This window comes from Streptomyces sp. Ag109_G2-15 (assembly GCF_900215565.1).
Taxonomy (GTDB): Bacteria; Actinomycetota; Actinomycetes; order Streptomycetales; family Streptomycetaceae; genus Streptomyces; species Streptomyces diastatochromogenes.
The window spans coordinates 1,326,666-1,342,161 of sequence record NZ_OCNI01000001.1 but is presented as its reverse complement, the minus strand read 5'-3'; the positions used below and the strand labels follow the sequence as shown (position 1 = coordinate 1,342,161).

The 15,496-nt window shown below is 69.5% G+C and carries 12 protein-coding genes, 1 tRNA gene and 2 pseudogenes; 8 read left to right on the top strand and 7 right to left on the bottom strand.

Annotation, left to right across the window (positions count from 1 at the left end; genetic code table 11):
- Positions 1-69: 69 nt before the first annotated feature.
- The gene (locus CRP49_RS05670) at positions 70-2,019 is read right to left on the bottom strand and encodes a serine/threonine-protein kinase (RefSeq protein WP_257033313.1); all 1,950 of its coding nucleotides are present in this window, start codon (positions 2,017-2,019) and stop codon (positions 70-72) included.
- A gap of 233 nt (positions 2,020-2,252) precedes the next feature.
- On the opposite strand from CRP49_RS05670, the pseudogene CRP49_RS05665 reads away from it, so the two are divergent.
- Positions 2,253-2,657, top strand: a pseudogene (locus CRP49_RS05665) (LysR family transcriptional regulator); the annotation flags it as partial.
- Between the two features lie 10 nt (positions 2,658-2,667).
- Here CRP49_RS05665 and CRP49_RS05660 read toward each other — a convergent pair.
- The 6 genes from CRP49_RS05660 to CRP49_RS05630 form a co-directional block, all read right to left on the bottom strand.
- A complete protein-coding gene (locus tag CRP49_RS05660; protein ID WP_097252422.1) occupies positions 2,668-3,195 on the bottom strand; it encodes a GNAT family N-acetyltransferase in 528 nt (175 codons plus the stop codon).
- Positions 3,196-3,205: 10 nt separating this feature from the next.
- Entirely contained in the window at positions 3,206-3,661 is a 456-nt protein-coding gene (locus tag CRP49_RS05655) for a hypothetical protein (protein WP_097252421.1), read from the bottom strand.
- Between the two features lie 396 nt (positions 3,662-4,057).
- Positions 4,058-4,324: a DUF6313 family protein gene (locus CRP49_RS49070; protein WP_097252420.1), complete on the bottom strand. Its 267-nt coding sequence runs from the start codon at positions 4,322-4,324 to the stop codon at positions 4,058-4,060.
- 2 nt (positions 4,325-4,326) lie between these two features.
- Complete coding sequence (locus CRP49_RS47710; protein ID WP_220378268.1) at positions 4,327-4,758, bottom strand: DUF6313 family protein; 432 nt, start codon at positions 4,756-4,758, stop codon at positions 4,327-4,329.
- 708 nt (positions 4,759-5,466) lie between these two features.
- Positions 5,467-5,688, bottom strand: a complete 222-nt coding sequence (locus CRP49_RS05635) for a hypothetical protein (protein WP_094216111.1) — start codon at positions 5,686-5,688, stop codon at positions 5,467-5,469.
- A gap of 277 nt (positions 5,689-5,965) precedes the next feature.
- A tRNA-Arg gene (locus tag CRP49_RS05630) sits at positions 5,966-6,037 on the bottom strand.
- A 119-nt stretch (positions 6,038-6,156) separates the two neighbouring features.
- On the opposite strand from CRP49_RS05630, the pseudogene CRP49_RS05625 reads away from it, so the two are divergent.
- The 7 genes and pseudogenes from CRP49_RS05625 to rho all read left to right on the top strand — a co-directional run.
- Positions 6,157-6,672, top strand: a pseudogene (locus tag CRP49_RS05625) (response regulator); the annotation flags it as partial.
- A gap of 241 nt (positions 6,673-6,913) precedes the next feature.
- On the top strand, positions 6,914-7,885 hold the full coding sequence (nrtL, locus tag CRP49_RS05620; protein ID WP_097252418.1) for an ArgS-related anticodon-binding protein NrtL: 972 nt from the start codon (positions 6,914-6,916) through the stop codon (positions 7,883-7,885).
- 60 nt (positions 7,886-7,945) lie between these two features.
- Complete coding sequence (gene lysA, locus CRP49_RS05615; RefSeq protein ID WP_097252417.1) at positions 7,946-9,337, top strand: diaminopimelate decarboxylase; 1,392 nt, start codon at positions 7,946-7,948, stop codon at positions 9,335-9,337.
- A 156-nt stretch (positions 9,338-9,493) separates the two neighbouring features.
- Complete coding sequence (locus CRP49_RS05610) at positions 9,494-10,786, top strand: homoserine dehydrogenase (RefSeq protein ID WP_179851512.1); 1,293 nt, start codon at positions 9,494-9,496, stop codon at positions 10,784-10,786.
- 6 nt (positions 10,787-10,792) lie between these two features.
- Entirely contained in the window at positions 10,793-11,851 is a 1,059-nt protein-coding gene (gene thrC, locus CRP49_RS05605; RefSeq protein ID WP_097252416.1) for a threonine synthase, read from the top strand.
- 285 nt (positions 11,852-12,136) lie between these two features.
- Complete coding sequence (gene thrB / locus CRP49_RS05600) at positions 12,137-13,054, top strand: homoserine kinase (RefSeq protein WP_097252415.1); 918 nt, start codon at positions 12,137-12,139, stop codon at positions 13,052-13,054.
- A gap of 405 nt (positions 13,055-13,459) precedes the next feature.
- On the top strand, positions 13,460-15,463 hold the full coding sequence (rho, locus tag CRP49_RS05595) for a transcription termination factor Rho (RefSeq protein WP_097252414.1): 2,004 nt from the start codon (positions 13,460-13,462) through the stop codon (positions 15,461-15,463).
- The last annotated feature ends 33 nt before the right edge of the window (positions 15,464-15,496 follow it).

The window sequence follows — 15,496 nt, the reverse complement described above, 5'->3', positions numbered from 1 at the left end:
AGATCACGCCCGGGAGTGGTCCTGGGCCGAAGTGGTACCGGGCCGAAGTGGTACCGGGCCTAAGTGGTCCTAGGCCGCGTTACGCCACACCTTCACGTCCAGATCGGCGTACGTCGTCCCGGACGAGCCCCGGTACGTCACCAGCCCCACGTGCCCCGTCCCGCTGATGACGCACATCTGCTGGCCGACGGTGAGGTCCTTGATCCAGATGTAGCTCTTGTAGCCGGTCGCCGCCTTGCACACGTCCAGGCTCCCCTGCCGGCCCACGGGCAGCAGCGCGAGCGAGCTTCCGGAGGTGGTGCCGGGGGCGAGCAGCGCGCCCGAGGAGTAGACGGCGTAGGTCAGATCCTCGTCGGAGGTACCGGTGTCCGCCTTGGACCGCACCGGGGTGTCCGCCAGGTACAGGTCGTGGCTCTTGGTCATCCGGATCCCGGCGTACGTCACCGGGACGGGGGCCTTGGGAGCCGCGGGCTTGCTCGCCGCGGTGCTCGGCGGAGCCGAGGACGCGGTCCGCGTGGGCGTCGGGGGCCCCGAAGGGCTGGGCGGCACAGCGGACTTGGAGGCCTTCGCCTGCTTCGAGGCCTTGGCGGAAGGGGAGCCGGACGCCGATGCCGACGGCGACGGGTCGACGGACGCGGCCGAGTGCGACGCGGTCTCTTCCTGTGCCTGCGCACCGCCCTTGTCGCCGTCCCCCGGAATGAACAGCAAGGTGACGGCCGCCCCGCAGGCGACGAGTACGACGGCGGCGGCGGACAACAGCCAGAACCGTCCCTTACGGGCCTTGCCGCCCGCGGCCACCGGTGCGGTGGGTGCGGTCTGTGTGTCGGCAGGGAGGTGCGGCTGGGGCCCGCCGACCGGCGCGTACGCACCACCAGGCGCGGCCCCCGGACCCATGACGAAGGGTCCGGGCAGCGCGGTGTGGGACGGCGGGGTGGGGGCGTACGCCGCCGGCGGGGTGAGGGAGTGTGCCGTCGGAGGGGTGGGGGAGTAAGCCGCCGGCGGCCCGAACGCGCCGGGACCGGTGGTCGGGAAAGCGCCAGGAGGGCCCGGCGTATGGGGAGCACCGGAACCGTCGGCTGCCCCGAAAGCGCCCGAAGGGTGGGCGGCTTGACCCGTACCCGTACCCGTGCCCGGATCCGCCACCCGCCCCCGGGCCTGATCGGCGCCCGCGGCCCGAGCCTCGATTCCGGCGGCCAACTCGCCCGGCAGCCACGCCCCGGACGCGTACCGCGCCTCGTCACCGCGATACGCCTGGATCTCCTGGACGGCGCGGATGACCTCCTCGACGGTGGGCCGCTCGGCGGCGGGCTTGCGCAGACACCGGGCCACCAGCTCCTGTATCTCGGCGGGCACGCGGCTGAGATCGGGCTCCGCGTGCACCACCCGGTACAGCACCGCGTGCGGATCCCCGTCCCCGAACCCGGCGCCGCCCGTCGCCGCGAACACGGCGATCTGCCCGAGCGCGAACACGTCGGCCGAGGGTGCGGCCTCCCCGCCCAGCACCTGCTCCGGCGCCATGTACGCGACGGTGCCCAGGGCCGTACCGCTCTGGGTCAGTGACGTGGAGTCGGCCGCGCGCGCCACACCGAAGTCGATCACGCGCGGGCCGTCGGCGGCGAGCAGCACGTTCGCCGGCTTGAGGTCCCGGTGCACGATGCCTTCGCGGTGCACGGCCTGCAGCGCCTCGGCGACACCGGCGATCAGCCGCAGCACGGTGTCGACGGGCAGCGGCCCGTGATCGCGTACGGCGTCGGAGAGGGAGGGCCCCGGCACATAGGCGGTCGCGCACCACGGCACGGCCCCCTCCGTGTCGCTGTCCACCACCGGTGCGGTGTAGATCCCGTGGACCCGGCTCGCCGCGGCCACCTCCGCCCGGAACCGCTTCCGGAACTCGGCGTTCTCGGCCAGCTCAGGCCGGATCACCTTGACCGCGACGGCCCGTCCGCCCGGGGTGTGCGACAGATAGACCCGCCCCATGCCACCGGCCCCGAGCCGCGCCACCAGCCGGTACCCGCCCACGGTCCGCGGATCACCTTCCCCCAGCGGCTCAAAACTCCCCGCATCGGGCCCACCGTTGCTCAACACGCCCACCCCGCCCCGAGATCTGCTCCGTCGCACCCATTGCATCACGGGTCCCTTGCGCCCCGTCCGGGCACTGCGGCGGACGCTTCTGACGACGCCGGGAGCGGGCGGCGGCCGGCGTGGGCGCGGGTGCGGTGGCGGGGCAGGGACCCGCCGCCGCGCGGAAGGGCGACTACTACCGGGCCAAGGTCCTGCAGGAAGACATCCTCAAGGCCGGGCCGATCCCCTACTCGATCGTCCGCGCCACCCAGTTCATGGAGTTCATGGACGCGGTCCTGTCCTGGACCACCGAGGGCGACACCGTCCGCCTGTCCACCACCCCGCTCCAGCTGATCGCCGCCCAGGTCGTCTCCGACACCGTCGCCGACGTCGCCGGGCCCGATGTCCTCCCGCTCGACGAACTCGGCCGGATCACCCTTGATGCCCATCCCGACGGCCGCACGGTCGTCACCGACGACACCGCCGGCATGTTCGCCGCCGTTCAGGGCGATGCTCTGATCACCAAGGGCGACGTCCGTTCCGGAGGGGGCCGAGGCGATGACCGCTGCATGCCACCCCTAAGGGTTGGCTCGTAACTGCCGCTCGTCACCGGGTCGTGGCGTGCAGTTCCCGCAGGTACCAGTTGAACCGTGTGCCGTCCTTGCCGTGCGTCTGCTTGCCGGGGGTGAACCCTGCCCGCCGCGCGACTGCGGCAGATGCGGGATTCTCTGGCTCCACCTGGATCACCGCCTCCTCTGCGCCCTCGTTCGCCGCGTACTGGGACGCCAAGAGGACCGCGCGGGTGGCCAGACCACGTCCCCTCCAGGACGGATAGAGGCCGTACGCGACGTTCACCTGACCGGGAGCCAGCCCCTCTCCCGCGAACCGCAGGTCGACCGTCCCCGCGAGCACTTCGCCGGTGCCCGCCCGTATACCGAAAGCACGGAGCGGCCCGGCAGTCTGCCACTGTTCCTGGCAGTGCCGGATGTACGCCTCGACGCCCTCACGTGTCCCGGGTCCGCCGGTGAGCCAGCGAACGAGCAGCTCATCCTCCCCCGTGAGGTGTGCCTCCACATCGTCCAGGCACAGCGGGGACAGAGCGATGACCCCGTCGGACAGCTTCACTTCATGCATTCGGCGATTCTTACTGTGCGGCCTGGCGTTTCTGGTCGGTCCCTTTTTCCTGCTCCGCACGTGCCGAATCGCTTACTTCGCGCAATAGCTTCGTGTCATCTCTGCGCAGCACGAAGAATTTGGCGAGGAGGATCAGGCTTGGACCTGAGAGGACGGCAGACAGCCAAGGGGCTTCTGCGGCGACCAACACCGCAGCTACCAGCAGTGCGATGGTTACGACAAGTGCCGCGATGAAGTTGGTGAGGTACTTCGCCTGTGTGCGCTTTGCCTGCAGCTCAGCTGCCTTCAGCCGAGCATGCTCGGCTTCGGCCTCAAGCTGAGCCATGCGAGCCTGGTGCTCGCGCTTCAGCTGGGGCTCCAGCGCCTGGAGGGCGATCTGCAGATGCTCAGGTGGCAACTGCGCCCACTTCATGGCGATGTCGAAACCAGCGTCTACTTCCCGCTGGGCCTCTCCCCCTGATGTCATAGGCCGACCCCTCCAGTCCCACTGGGCAGGGGTGAGGATCCCCCGCCTGGCGCGCCAAGCGCACGAAAGAGGTCACGAAGGCCGGCTGTCACATGGGTGCTCGCGCTGAAAGCATCTGCCTTGTGTCGGCTCAGCAGGGCAAACGCGGGTGTGCTGGAGGCAGGACGCGCTTGTCTGTCCGTCTGTGCGGCCTCGCTCAAGGCTGCAACAGCCCTGTTGACGTCACGCTCGCTCAGGCGCTGATCGCCAGAGGCAATGATCATCGCAGCTGTAGAGGCACGGGCACTGGCCGGCGCGTCCGGGCAGGCCAAGTAGAGCAGTTCACGCAGCTCATCAGCTGACGTTCTGTTCTCCACCATGACTCCAGGGTAGGGCGATCGGTTGAGGCAGGCGAGGCTATGAGGAAGTTCCACAGAGGGGACACCGGCTTCCCGGTACGGGCAAGGCGGTCTCGGCAAAGTTGCGGATGTACATCTCAGCCTGCCGCATAGCGCTCTCAGCCGAGTACATCTCCAGTCCCTTCGCCCTCAGCATCCTGACCACCAACTGCTCCCAGTGGTCCTCCGCTGCGTGCCAGTCGCCGGCGTGCCACTGGTGAGTGAACTGTTCCGCGAACTTTGCTTCGTCGCCGCCCTCAGCATGCAGGTCGTAGAGGGACCGCATCCTTACGGCCTCGGTGGCTGTTGTGGAGGCAGTGCGGCACGTTGCAGTTCAGCGAGGATGACGTCGACGTCGTGTTGACGGTGAGCGTCGATTTGTTGGGTGACGAGATAGCCGACGAACCCACCGATGAAGGCGGGGACGGCAGCCCATCCGGTGACAGAGAGCAGCCAGGCACTCCACTTGGTCTCGGCATCGCCGGGGGAGTCAATGCCGACCAGAAGGTTGTAGGCGCTTACCCAGCCGTCCAACACACCGTTCACTACGAACAGGACCGCGAGGACAAGTGCCCCGGGTAACGCTCGCAGGAGCAGCCAGCGCCGTACCCGCGACAGCGCATCACGCGACCGCCACCAACGACGGGCCCGGCGGGTCCACGTAGGTCTGGGCGGTGGTGTCCTCGGCGGTGCTGCACTGGGAGAAGGGGCCGATGTCACGGGCCGGAATCTAGCGAAGCTTGGGGTGCCCTGTATTGCTTTCAGGTCATCTGCACGGAAGGGAGATGCACCTGATCCCACGAATCAGAGTCGATCGCCTCCCCAAAGCCCTCAGCTTGGGAAACTGAGGGGCTTTGGGGCTTGCTCAGGGCTTGACCTGCGGCGGAGGGACGCAGACGCCTGGCGGACGGATCGCGCCTCTCCAAGACCAGGCTTGCGGAGCCCTCTTCGAGTCCGTTGTTCTCTGCCGGTTCCATCGGTCACCGCACTTACGCGAGTGGTCATCGACGGAGCAGCGCGAGGTTCAGGGGCCATACCCAAGCGACGCGTAGTCAGAGACCATCAGGCGCCGAGGGCGCACGCCTTCCAACTGTGTTGGTGGGGTGCTGGGCAGTGTGCCAGGGCGTTCACCTGGCTTCATGGGCGACTAGCCGCCGGTGCCGGGACGGCTTCGGGGCGCTAGGCAGCCTTGGGCCGTGCCGCACGCGTGCCCGGGGCGGGCTCCTGTGCATCCTCGGACCAGAAGATCTCGTCTTCTCCGAAGTCCGGGGCCTGGAAGGGCGTTGTCGTCGGAGGCGGTGATACTGCGGTGGAACGGCGGGGTTGCCCTTCCAGGGCGGAGAACAGCGACGTCGGGTCGATGAGAGGTCTGCCTTTCGTTACAGGTCCCTGATGGGACCTGGCGTGCCCTGAGCGGGCACAGCGGTCCTACAGCTTGGTCATCTTGGAGTACGGGCTCAAGATCCGCATTTGCGCCGAGCCGAAATCCACGAGCGCCGCGATTCCGTCCTCGATGCCGACTACCCGGCCGAGGCCGTACACGTCATGCGTGACCTGGTCGCCCATGGCGAAGTGCTTGGGAGCCGCTGTGACCGGGGCCTTGAAGGGGCTGGTAGGCAAATGACGCTTCGGCGCCGCAGGTTTGGTCATGGCTCAGTATGACCCTACGTGTCTCCCACTCGCTGTGGCCGTCGGCACAGATCCAGACTGGAACAACCGCATCACGCCACTGACCTGGTGTTTCGAGACCCGGTGAGGCCCGAGAATCTGGCACGGTCGTGGCACGAACCTCGGCCGACACCTACCCGTGCCGACCGGATGCCATCAGCGTCACTCGGCCGATGATCCGCACCTACCTGCGCATACAGAAAGACCCCGCATTCAGCGAATTTGCTGATAGCGGGGTCTTCAGGCACTTCATGCGAAGTGCCCCCGGCAGGATTCGAACCTGCGCACACGGCTCCGGAGGCCGTTGCTCTATCCCCTGAGCTACGGGGGCGTGTCGGGCGCTTGACTTCTTGCTTGCGGCGACGGGTAGAACCCTAGCAGGTCTTCCGGGGTGATCAGGAACGGGTTTGTGGGGGGCGCTCGCGGGTGGGTCCCTCGCAGGTGTTGGAAGTGGGGAAAACCCGGACGCGGTGGCCGGTCCGGACCTACTCTCGACTTGTGCCAGGCGCGTCGGGTCGGGTGCTTGTTGTGGACGACAACAAGGTCATCCGGCAGCTGATCAGGGTCAACCTCGAGCTGGAGGGGCTTGAGGTCGTGACCGCGGCCGATGGTGCCGAGTGTCTGGATGTGGTGCATCAGGTACGGCCCGATGTCGTGACGCTCGACGTCGTCATGCCCCGGCTGGACGGGCTCCGGACCGCCGCTCGGCTTCGGGCCGATCCGCGCACGCATGATCTTCCCCTCGCCATCATCAGCGCCTGTACGCAGTACGAGGTCGAGACCGGCCTCGATGTAGGCGTCGACGCCTTCCTCGCCAAGCCCTTCGAACCCGCGGAACTCGTTCGGCTCGTCAAGCACCTGATCGAGCGCCGGCCCGGGGGCAGGAGGGGAGGGCGAGGTGAAGGTGATGGGGAGAGTGAGGGTGAGATTGACGGGGATGGTGAGGGTGGTGGGGGGATCGGCGGGGGGATTGGTGGGATTCCCGACGGGGTCGCGGGTGGCGTGGTCGGCGGTGTGACCGGTCAGGCCGTCGGCGGTGTGACCGGTGGGGTCGTCGGCGGTGTGACCGGTGGCGTCGCCGGTGGCGTGGGCGATGGGTCTCCTTCGGCTGACAGCTCCCGCAAACCCCACCGAGTCCAGTAACGCCTACCCCACCCGTCACAAACCAGCTCGCATACCCACCCCCCACCTCCCCTACGCTTGTCCCGTGACCCCCGTCGAGCTCTCCCGCACCGTGCTGCACGCAGTGCGTCGTGCCGTCGAGCAGGGGGAGCTGAGTGTGGCCGTGCCGGAGCGGGTCGTGGTGACCGAGCCCGGGGCCGGGGGGTGCGGGGATTACGCCACCAACGTTGCGCTCCAGCTCGCCCGGTCGGCCGGGCTGCCGCCCCTGCGGGTCGCTGAGATTCTGCTGCCGTATCTCGTCGGTGCCGAGGGGATACGGGATGTTGTCGTCACCGGACCCGGGTTTCTCAACATCAGCCTCGAGGAGCAGGCCGACGTCGCCGAAGGGGTCGTACGGGACATCCTTGAGTGTGGTGGCAGGTACGGGTACGGCAGCGGGCTCGCCGGGGAGGTCGTCGTCCTTCGGGTTCCGTATGAGGCGCGCGCCGAGGTTGTCGCCGACGCGGTCGTGCGGATCGTCGGGACGCAGGGCGGGCGGTGTGAGGTCGAGCACGGGGAGCCCGTGAATCTGCGGCCGGTTCCGGCGCCGGAGGATCCCGCGCCGCTCGGGGCCGATGCCGCGCAGTGGGCGCTGCTGCATCCCGCGCCGCACGACCGGCCCCGGATCACCGCCGACCATCTCGTGCAGCGGGAGAGCAATCCGCTGTTCCGGGTGCGGTACGCGCATGCCCGGGTCCGGGCCGTCAGCCGTAACGCCGGTCGCCTCGGGTTCAGTGCCGAACCCGGTCCCGTGCCGGCCCGTGAGATCCTCACCGCCCTCTCCGACTACCCGCGTATCCTCACCGCGGCCGCCACCCATCGCGGCCCGGACCGGCTTGCCCGGCATCTCGTCACCGTCGCCGATGCCGTCCTGCCCTTTCTGCCCACCGTGCTTCCGCGCGGCGAGGAGAAACCCTCGGCCGCCCACCGTGCCCGGCTCGCCCTCGCCGAAGCCGCCGGGACGGTGCTGGCCGGCGGCCTGTCCCTGCTCGGCATCGACGCACCCGAACACCTCTGAGGGCCTCAGAGCGACACGCATGAGCCCCGGAGCGAGACAGAGAGTCTGAGAGCCAACGTCATGAGCCGTTCCGCCCACCCTGCCGGGCCCCGCCACGCCGACGTCCTGTCCGACGGGCACTACTCCGCCCCGCCCGCCGACCTGAACGCCCTCGACCCCAAGGTGTGGGCCCAGACCGTCGGCCGGGACGAGGAAGGTGTCCTCACCGTCGCCGGGATTCCCGCGACCCGGCTCGCCGAGGAGTTCGGCACCCCCGCCTACATCCTCGACGAGGCCGACTTCCGGGCCCGGGCGCGCGCCTGGCGCACCGCCTTCGGCGCCGACGCCGACGTGTTCTACGCCGGGAAGGCCTTCCTGTCCCGGGCCGTCGTGCGGTGGCTGCACGAGGAGGGGCTCAATCTGGATGTGTGCTCGGGTGGGGAGCTGGCCACCGCCCTCTCCGGCGGCATGCCCGCCGAGCGCATCGCCTTCCACGGCAACAACAAGTCCGTCCAGGAGATCGAGCGGGCCATAGAGGCCGGCGTCGGGCGGATCGTGCTCGACTCGTTCCAGGAGATCGTGCGGGTCGCGCACATCGCGCAGTCGCTCGGCAAGCGGCAGAAGGTGCAGATCCGGATCACCGTCGGGGTCGAGGCCCACACCCATGAGTTCATCGCCACCGCTCACGAGGACCAGAAGTTCGGGATTCCGCTCGCGGGCGGGCAGGCCGCCGAGGCCGTGCGGCGGGCCCTGCAGCTGGACGGGCTCGAGCTGATCGGCATTCACAGCCACATCGGGTCGCAGATCTTCGACATGTCCGGGTTCGAGGTCGCCGCCCACCGTGTCGTCGGGCTGCTGAGGGACATCCGGGACGAGCACGGGGTCGAGCTGCCCGAGATCGACCTCGGGGGTGGGCTCGGTATCGCCTACACCAGTGACGACGATCCGCGGGAGCCGCACGAGATCGCCAAGGCGCTCACCGAGATCGTCACGCGGGAGTGCGAGGCCGCAAAGTTGCGGACCCCGCGGATCTCCGTCGAGCCCGGGCGCGCCATCGTCGGTCCCACCGCGTTCACGCTGTACGAGGTCGGCACCGTCAAGCCGCTCGACGGGCTGCGTACGTACGTCTCCGTCGACGGCGGCATGTCCGACAACATCCGCACCGCGCTGTACGACGCCGAGTACAGCGTCGCCCTCGTCTCGCGCACCAGTGACGCCGAGCCCATGCTCGCGCGCGTCGTCGGCAAGCACTGCGAGAGCGGGGACATCGTGGTCAAGGACGCGTTCCTGCCCGCCGACCTGGCACCGGGCGACCTGCTCGCGGTACCCGCCACCGGCGCCTACTGCCGGTCCATGGCCAGCAACTACAACCACGTGCTCCGGCCGCCCGTCATCGCCGTGAAGGACGGCAAGGCGAAGGTCATCGTCCGGCGCGAGACGGAGGATGACCTCCTGCGTCTCGACGTCGGGTGAGGAACAACAGAAACAGGGAGAGCGGGCCGGAGATTCTTCGGTCTATGCGTCCCAGCGACATGAAATAGATGTCTCACGATCCGGACGAAGGGTAGAAACTGCCGTCCGGTGAGTGAGACTGGTCCAACCGTAGACGGTATGAGGAAACGAGGTCGGATGATGCGTACGCGTCCGCTGAAGGTGGCGCTGCTGGGCTGTGGAGTGGTCGGCTCAGAGGTGGCGCGCATCATGACGACGCACGCCGACGACCTCGCCGCCAGGATCGGGGCCCCGGTGGAACTGGCGGGCGTCGCCGTCCGCCGCCCCTCCAAGGTGCGGGCGGGCATCGACCCGAGCCTGGTCACCACGGATGCGACCGCCCTGGTCAAACGTGGCGACATTGATGTCGTCGTGGAGGTCATCGGCGGGATCGAGCCCGCCCGGTCCCTCATCACCACCGCCTTCGAGCACGGCGCGTCCGTCGTCTCCGCCAACAAGGCCCTGCTCGCCCAGGACGGGGCGGCCCTGCACGCCGCCGCCGAGGAGCACGGCAAGGACCTCTACTACGAGGCCGCCGTCGCCGGTGCCATCCCGCTGATCCGGCCGCTGCGCGAGTCCCTCGCCGGAGACAAGATCAACCGGGTGATGGGCATCGTCAACGGGACGACCAACTTCATCCTCGACAAGATGGACTCCACGGGCGCGGGCTACCAGGAGGCCCTCGACGAGGCCACCGCCCTGGGATACGCGGAGGCCGACCCGACCGCCGACGTCGAGGGGTTCGACGCCGCCGCCAAGGCCGCCATCCTCGCCGGCATCGCCTTCCACACCCGGGTGCGCCTGGACGACGTCTACCGCGAGGGCATGACCGAGGTCACCGCGGCCGACTTCCGCTCCGCCAAGGAGATGGGCTGCACCATCAAGCTGCTCGCCATCTGCGAGCGCTCCAAGGACGGGGCGTCCGTCACCGCGCGCGTGCACCCCGCCATGATTCCGCTGAGCCACCCGCTAGCCTCCGTGCGCGGCGCGTACAACGCCGTCTTCGTGGAGTCCGACGCGGCCGGACAGCTCATGTTCTACGGCCCCGGCGCCGGCGGTTCCCCGACCGCCTCCGCCGTGCTCGGCGACCTGGTCGCCGTCTGCCGCAACCGGCTCAACGGCGCAACGGGGCCCGGTGAGTCGGCGTACGCGGCCCTGCCCGTCTCGCCCATGGGCGAGGTCGTCACCCGCTACCACATCAGCCTCGACGTCGCGGACAAACCGGGTGTACTCGCCCAGGTCGCGACCGTCTTCGCCGAGCACGGGGTGTCGATCGATACCGTTCGGCAGCAGGGCAAGGACGGCGAGGCCTCCCTCGTCGTCGTCACCCACCGCGCGTCCGACGCCTCCCTCACCGGGACCGTCGAGGCGCTGCGCAAGCTCGACACCGTGCGGGGTGTCGCCAGCATCATGCGGGTTGAAGGAGAGTAACCAGCAATGACTCACCAGTGGCGCGGAATCATCGAGGAGTACCGGGACAGGCTGCCGGTCTCCGACACCACGCCGGTCGTGACGCTCCGCGAGGGCGGCACGCCCCTCGTGCCCGCGCAGGTGCTCTCCGAGCGCACGGGCTGTGAGGTCCACCTCAAGGTGGAGGGGGCCAACCCCACCGGCTCCTTCAAGGACCGCGGCATGACCATGGCCATCTCCAAGGCCAAGGAGGAGGGGGCCAAGGCGGTCATCTGCGCCTCCACCGGAAACACCTCCGCCTCCGCCGCCGCCTACGCCGTGCGCGCGGGCATGGTCTCCGCCGTGCTCGTGCCGCGGGGCAAGATCGCGCTCGGCAAGATGGGCCAGGCCCTGGTGCACGGCGCGAAGATCCTCCAGGTCGACGGCAACTTCGACGACTGCCTCACGCTCGCCCGCGCGCTGAGCGAGAACTACCCGGTGGCGCTGGTCAATTCGGTCAACCCGGTGCGGATCGAGGGCCAGAAGACGGCCGCCTTCGAGATCGTGGACATGCTCGGCGACGCCCCCGACATCCATGTCCTCCCGGTCGGCAACGCGGGCAACATCACCGCCTACTGGAGGGGCTACAAGGAGTACGCCGCCGACGGCATCGCCGCCAAGACCCCGCGCATGTGGGGCTTCCAGGCCTCCGGCAGTGCCCCGATCGTGCGCGGCGAGGTCGTCAAGGACCCCTCGACCATCGCCACCGCGATCCGCATCGGCAACCCCGCCTCCTGGCAGTACGCCCTCGCCGCCCGGGACGAGTCCGGCGGTGCCATCGATGAGGTGACGGACCGTGAAATCCTGCGCGCCTACCGGCTGTTGGCCGCGCAGGAGGGTGTCTTCGTGGAGCCCGCCTCCGCCGCCTCCGTGGCCGGTCTGCTCAAGGCCGCCGAGCAGGGCAAGGTCGACCCGGGGCAGCGCATCGTGTGCACCGTCACCGGCAACGGTCTGAAGGACCCCGACTGGGCCGTCGCCGGCGCCCCGCAGCCGGTCACCGTCCCGGTCGACGCGACCACCGCGGCCGAGCGCCTCGGCCTGGCCTGAGCACCGGCCTGAGCAGGGGCAAACCGCGTCAGGGTGCACAGGGGGCTTACGACACGCATCGTGCGCCTCCTGTGCGCCCTATGTCGCGGCAGAACCTTCCTTCGATAGGCTGTACTGAACCCGCCTACCGCATATGCCCTTGCATGTGGGCACGGGGGCCGCGCCGTCTCCGCGTCCCGACGGGTCTTCGTACGTCATCGAATGTCCATCGAATCCCTCGGGTGACATTCGACTCCATCGGATGTCACTTCGACAGTCACGCAGCTCAAGGAGAGTCAACGAGCGATGGCTGGTCCAGCGTTCCGCGCCGCCGCCGTCCGGGTGCGCGTTCCCGCCACCAGTGCCAACCTCGGTCCGGGCTTCGACGCCCTGGGCCTCGCGCTGGGGCTGTACGACGACGTCGTCGTCCGGGTGGCCGACTCCGGGCTGCACATCGACATCGCGGGTGAGGGCAGCGAGACCCTGCCCCGGGACGAGAGTCACCTGCTCGTCCGTTCCCTGCGCACCGCCTTCGATCTGCTGGGCGGACAGCCCCGTGGCCTGGAAATCGTCTGCGCCAACCGCATTCCGCACGGCCGTGGCCTGGGCTCCTCCTCCGCCGCCATCTGTGCCGGCATCGTCGCCGCCCGCGCGGTGACCATAGGCGGCGAGGCCCGGCTCGACGACGCCGCGCTGCTGGAGCTGGCCACCGAGATCGAGGGCCACCCGGACAACGTGGCGGCCTGTCTGCTCGGCGGCTTCACCCTGTCCTGGATGGAGGCCGGCGCCGCCCGGGCGATCAGGATGGAGCCGAACGATTCCATCGTTCCGGTGGTTTTCGTGCCCGGAAAGCCGGTGCTGACCGAGACCGCGCGCGGCCTGCTCCCGCGCACCGTGCCGCACGTCGACGCCGCCACCAACGCGGGCCGTGCCGCCCTGCTCGTCGAGGCCCTCACCCGGCGCCCCGAGCTGCTGCTGCCCGCCACCGAGGACCGCCTCCACCAGGAGTACCGCGCCCCGGCCATGCCGGAGAGCGCCGCGCTGGTGGAGCGGCTGCGGGCCGACGGGATCCCGGCCGTCATCTCGGGCGCCGGGCCCACCGTCATGGCCCTCGCCGACGCCGGCACCGCCGACAAGGTGGAAGCCCTGGCCGGCGCCGACTGGGCCGCCAACCGGCTGAGCCTGGATGCCCAGGGAGCGAGCGTGCTGCCGCTTGCGACCTGACACATGCTTGCCGGATTTGGAGAGGGGGAATGTTTGTTGGATCCGGTAGTGTTAACCTCAAGTCTGCACCCGACCCCACCATGGCGAGGTGCCTCGTGTCCCCGTCCGGGACAGACCTTCCTCCGGGAGCCTCCCAAGCCACTCCGTGTTCCATGTGCCGTACCTGGGCAGTACGTCGTATGCGGACACTGAGCGAGCTGCCGGGCACGCTCCGGAATCGGTGCTACCACGCCACGTGACACTGGGTGCCACGGTTCGCGGAAGCGCCATCACCTGCAAATCTCTCTTCCGCCGCGTTGGCGGACCACCGCCCCGGCACGGTTCACAGAGACAGGACCGTAGCCGGACAGCACAACCGGTCGCCGAGCCAGACAGGCCGACGTCCGCTCCAGGGAAGGACCCTTCGTGAGCGACACCACCGATCTGATGGGCGCACGTGTCGAGGAGACCGCTGCCGCGCCCGCCACGGACGCCTCCGCGCCTGCCACCGGTGCCGGCTCCCGGCGGCGCCGTGGTACCGGCCTCGAGGGCATGGTGCTGGCCGAGCTGCAGCAGGTCGCCTCGGGCCTCGGGATCAGGGGCACCGCGCGGATGCGCAAGAGCCAGCTGATCGAGGTCATCAAGGAGGCCCAGGCCGGTGGGGGCGCCGCCCCCAAGGCCGAGGCCGCCACCGAGACCAAGCCCAAGCGCCGGGCCACCTCGAAGGCCCGTACGGGCGAGGACGCCGCCGAGAAGAAGCCGGCGAAGGCCGCGGAGGCCCCCGCCGAGAAGGCCGTGGCCCAGCAGCAGATCGAGATTCCCGGCCAGCCGGCCTCCGACGACGCCCCGACCGAGCGCCGTCGCCGTCGCGCCACCGCCGAGGCGGGCGCCCCGGCCGCGAGCAGCGCCGAGACCGTCGTCGCCGAGGTGAAGACCGAGGTGAAGGCCGAGCCCAAGGCCGAGACGCCCGCGCAGCAGCAGGGTGAGGCCAAGGGCGACGCCGGTGACGGCGAGGGCCGTGGCCGTCGCGACCGCCGTGAGCGCGGCCGCGAGCGTGACCGTGACCGTGACCGCCGGGGCAAGGGCGACGACCAGCAGGGCCAGGGCGGCCAGCGTCAGCAGCAGGGTCAGCAGCAGGGCGGCGCCGGTCGCCAGGACCGCGGCCAGCAGCAGCAGGACGACGACGACTTCGAGGGCGGCCGCCGTGGCCGTCGCGGCCGCTACCGCGACCGCCGTGGCCGCCGTGGCCGTGACGAGTTCGCCGGCAACGAGCCGCAGCTCGCCGAGGACGACGTCCTGATCCCCGTCGCGGGCATCCTGGACATCCTCGACAACTACGCCTTCATCCGGACCTCCGGCTACCTGCCGGGCCCGAACGACGTGTACGTCTCCCTCGCCCAGGTCCGCAAGAACGGCCTGCGCAAGGGTGACCACGTCACCGGTGCGGTCCGTCAGCCGAAGGAGGGCGAGCGCCGCGAGAAGTTCAACGCGCTGGTCCGCCTCGACTCCGTCAACGGCATGGCGCCCGAACACGGCCGTGGCCGCCCGGAGTTCAACAAGCTGACCCCGCTGTACCCGCAGGACCGGCTCCGTCTGGAGACCGACCCGGGCGTGCTGACCACCCGCATCATCGACCTGGTGTCGCCGATCGGTAAGGGTCAGCGCGGTCTGATCGTGGCCCCGCCGAAGACCGGCAAGACCATGATCATGCAGGCGATCGCCAACGCGATCACGCACAACAACCCCGAGTGCCACCTGATGGTCGTCCTCGTCGACGAGCGTCCGGAAGAGGTCACCGACATGCAGCGGTCGGTCAAGGGCGAGGTCATCTCCTCGACCTTCGACCGCCCGGCCGAGGACCACACCACGGTCGCCGAGCTGGCGATCGAGCGCGCCAAGCGTCTGGTGGAGCTGGGCCACGACGTCGTCGTGCTGCTCGACTCGATCACGCGTCTGGGCCGTGCGTACAACCTGGCCGCCCCGGCCTCCGGCCGCATCCTGTCCGGTGGTGTCGACTCGACCGCCCTGTACCCGCCGAAGCGCTTCTTCGGTGCGGCCCGCAACATCGAGGACGGCGGCTCGCTGACCATCCTCGCCACCGCTCTGGTGGACACCGGGTCCCGCATGGACGAGGTGATCTTCGAGGAGTTCAAGGGCACCGGCAACATGGAGCTGAAGCTCGACCGGAAGCTCGCCGACAAGCGCATCTTCCCGGCGGTGGACGTGGACGCGTCCGGTACCCGTAAGGAAGAGATCCTGCTCGGCAACGAGGAGCTGGCCGTCGTCTGGAAGCTGCGCCGGGTGCTGCACGCGCTCGACCAGCAGCAGGCGATCGAGCTGCTGCTCGACAAGATGAAGCAGACGAAGTCGAACGTCGAGTTCCTGATGCAGATTCAGAAGACGACGCCGACGCCCGGCAACGGCGACTAGTCGGTAGGTACTGGGTAAGAAGAGAGGCCGCCC

Coding starts and splice junctions, on each gene's coding strand:
- CRP49_RS05660 (WP_097252422.1), bottom strand. CDS start 3,195: ATGCATGAAGTGAAGCTGTCCGACGGGGTCATCGCTCTGTCCCCGCTG.
- CRP49_RS05655 (WP_097252421.1), bottom strand. CDS start 3,661: ATGACATCAGGGGGAGAGGCCCAGCGGGAAGTAGACGCTGGTTTCGAC.
- CRP49_RS49070 (WP_097252420.1), bottom strand. CDS start 4,324: ATGCGGTCCCTCTACGACCTGCATGCTGAGGGCGGCGACGAAGCAAAG.
- CRP49_RS05635 (WP_094216111.1), bottom strand. CDS start 5,688: ATGACCAAACCTGCGGCGCCGAAGCGTCATTTGCCTACCAGCCCCTTC.
- lysA (WP_097252417.1), top strand. CDS start 7,946: ATGAGCCGTTCCGCCCACCCTGCCGGGCCCCGCCACGCCGACGTCCTG.
- CRP49_RS05610 (WP_179851512.1), top strand. CDS start 9,494: ATGATGCGTACGCGTCCGCTGAAGGTGGCGCTGCTGGGCTGTGGAGTG.
- thrC (WP_097252416.1), top strand. CDS start 10,793: ATGACTCACCAGTGGCGCGGAATCATCGAGGAGTACCGGGACAGGCTG.
- thrB (WP_097252415.1), top strand. CDS start 12,137: ATGGCTGGTCCAGCGTTCCGCGCCGCCGCCGTCCGGGTGCGCGTTCCC.